Source organism: Paenisporosarcina sp. P4_D4 (genome assembly GCF_056401835.1).
The window spans coordinates 1-2,585 of the sequence record NZ_JBFUIO010000211.1 but is presented as its reverse complement, the minus strand read 5'-3'; the positions used below and the strand labels follow the sequence as shown (position 1 = coordinate 2,585).

General features: G+C 31.5%; 4 protein-coding genes. 3 read left to right on the top strand and 1 reads right to left on the bottom strand.

What is annotated here, in order from left to right; all coding sequences use genetic code 11:
* A partial coding sequence (locus tag AC1DSL_RS17110; RefSeq protein WP_477533137.1) for a mycothiol transferase occupies positions 1-327 on the bottom strand: 327 nt, incomplete at its 3' end.
* A 472-nt stretch (positions 328-799) separates the two neighbouring features.
* Here AC1DSL_RS17110 and AC1DSL_RS17105 point away from each other — a divergent pair.
* The 3 genes from AC1DSL_RS17105 to AC1DSL_RS17095 all read left to right on the top strand — a co-directional run.
* Positions 800-1,324 carry an RNA polymerase sigma factor gene (locus AC1DSL_RS17105; protein WP_477533138.1) on the top strand — a complete coding sequence of 175 codons (525 nt, stop codon included), beginning with the start codon at positions 800-802 and terminating at the stop codon, positions 1,322-1,324.
* Entirely contained in the window at positions 1,317-2,036 is a 720-nt protein-coding gene (locus tag AC1DSL_RS17100; protein WP_477533136.1) for a hypothetical protein, read from the top strand. The genes AC1DSL_RS17105 and AC1DSL_RS17100 overlap by 8 nt, the downstream gene beginning before the upstream one ends.
* Before the next feature lie 273 nt (positions 2,037-2,309).
* Positions 2,310-2,585: hypothetical protein (locus AC1DSL_RS17095; RefSeq protein WP_477533135.1), on the top strand; the 276-nt coding region annotated here is incomplete at its 3' end.

Sequence of the window (2,585 nt, the reverse complement as noted above, 5' to 3'; positions counted from 1 at the left end):
AATTTCTTTATCCTTGATTTCTTTATGTGCCTTTTCACCAAGTTTTAATCCTACATTAAGCCTTTGAAGTTCTTCTTTAGTAGAATCACGGTCTTCAAATGTCGAAATTTGATAGACTTCTTCAACACATGCCATATGATACAAAAGACAACCAATTGAATTTCCCTTGCCATTTATACGATAATCCAGTTCTTCTACTGATAAACCATCTACTGCATTTAATGTGGTCGTACGTGTATAATCCATCATGGATAATAATCTTCCAATCATTTGAGTATAGCCTAATTTATTTTCAACAATAAATCTCCTATTTTCTAATGTCTTCATTTTTATCACCCTTTGTGTCAATTTTATTCAATTAAACTATTATATCTATTAATTCCAATTATTTCAAATTTTTTAATAKCAGAGACCAATGATGAAAATTGAGTGGCGATAATTTCGGATGMGTTACTTAAATGAAATTTACTGATACTGCCGTTTACATGGCAGCTTTTTCTTATTGAGTAATAAAGTCGAAGACTTCCTAATCCGGGTGTTATGTCTACTAGGAGTGCATGCAGCACACTCGTTCAGCGATAGAATAGATATGTTAATGGTCGCATTTCTTCTTCAACTAACGGGTGCTTTACTTCAATAAGGAGTGGAGCTTTTTTTCTTATTGAACTAACGGAGCAGTTTAGTGAAATTACACTGTTATTTTAAACAAGGATTTATATCCTTGTTTTTATTTTTGAAAAAATGAGCCAAATGTTAAATTAATTTGTCTAATGGGTGTAAGACATTGTAGGGAGGGTGAATAACAATCATTAGTTTAATAAAAAAAGCACAAAAAGGTGATGATAAAGCCTTTTTAATACTTTTCCAAAAACATGAAGAAGATATTTATCGAATGGCTTATGTATATGTTAAAAATGAAAGTGATGCTTTAGATGTGGTTCAAGAGGTAGCATATCGTTCATTTAAAAAGATAGATACATTAAAGAACCCAGAGTATTTCAAGACTTGGTTAATAAAGATTACTATCTCTTGTTCAATTGATTTAGTTAAAAAAAATAAAAAGGTGGTCCAACTTAAACCAGAGTATGAAGAGTTTCTTGGCTCGGAGGATGAAGATGTTTCTCTTTCGATTACACTTCAAGAATTATTAGAACAGTTAAATGAAGATGAAAAAAGTATAGTCATTTTAAGATTCTATGAAGGTTATTCATTTAAAGAAATATCGGAGATGTTAAATATCCCGTTAGGTACGGCGAAATCTGTGTTGTACCGTTCATTAGGTAAACTTCGTAAAAAATTTAAGGAGGCTGATATTAGTGAGTAATATAAAGCAAGAATTAGAAAGAATCCAGATTCCAAAAGAATTACACGAAAGGTCAAAACTTGGTGTGAAAAAAGCAAAATCAGAACAACCAAAAAGAAAATTAAAAACACTATGGGTTGCAGCAGTCATGATTTCTGTTTTAGGAATCGGTTCATTAGCTTCTCCATCCGTTCAAGCGACAATTGAGAATCTATTTAGTTTTAATCAAGTAGAGGAAATGTCACAAACAGATATTGGTTGGACATGGGGAGGAATAGCAGGCAATGATGCTACTATTTATAGCTCTGTCGATGAAATTGAAAAAAAATATAGTATGGATATCCCATTTCCAGAACAATTACACGTTGCCGAAGAAAATTCATCAGTAAAGGAATATACAGTGAATACAAGTAAAGACAAATTTGTTTCATATAATTATCATCTTCGAACAGAAGACAGAATGTATAGAATAACAGCAACAAACGTTTCAAAAGAAAAACCAGAGTTTACTGCTAATACAACACAAGGTACAGTAATAGAAAAAGAAATTTCAATCAATGGTATGTCTGGTACATTAATTGGAATTCAGGATATAAATGGTTATCATATTTATATTGAGCAAGGTGATTGGAAAATTGTTTTTTCTGGCTTTTCAGATTCCCTCGATGGGAAAAAAGGTGCACCTGAACTTACAGAAAAAGAAATCATAACAATAGCCGAAAGCATTAAATAAAAGTCAAAGGGAGTTAAAATGAGCTCCCTTTGTTTATAAGAGAAATCAAAGTAAGGATGCTTTTTATTCGATAATTTAAAAACGTTCTTCAACTAACGGGTGCTTTACTTTAATAAGGGGTAAAGCCCTTTTCTTATTCAACTAACGGGGTAGTTTAGTTGAAGAAGAAATCAATAAAATGACTATAGTAGCCTAACATTCGAATGAGCAAAGAATTGAAAAAGATGTAATCAAAATCTTAACAGAGCTATATGGTAAATAAGGAGTGTAATAATGAAAATAATAAATATAGAATATCCAACGGATTTATCCAAGATTTCAAATATTAAAGATGACAATGTTGATGTTTTTGTTGAATTAGATGATGGTTTTACTTATAACTTAGTTGTTTCAACTCCAAAAAATCTTGAAACAGAGATGAGTAGGGAGAAATCAAATTATATTGCTCCAGGACATCCGATGGTTTTCGTGAAGGAGCTAACAGAGGAAAATGTACGGAGGGCACTTGAAAGCTACTTAGAAGACAACGCGTATTGGTTAAAACTATAT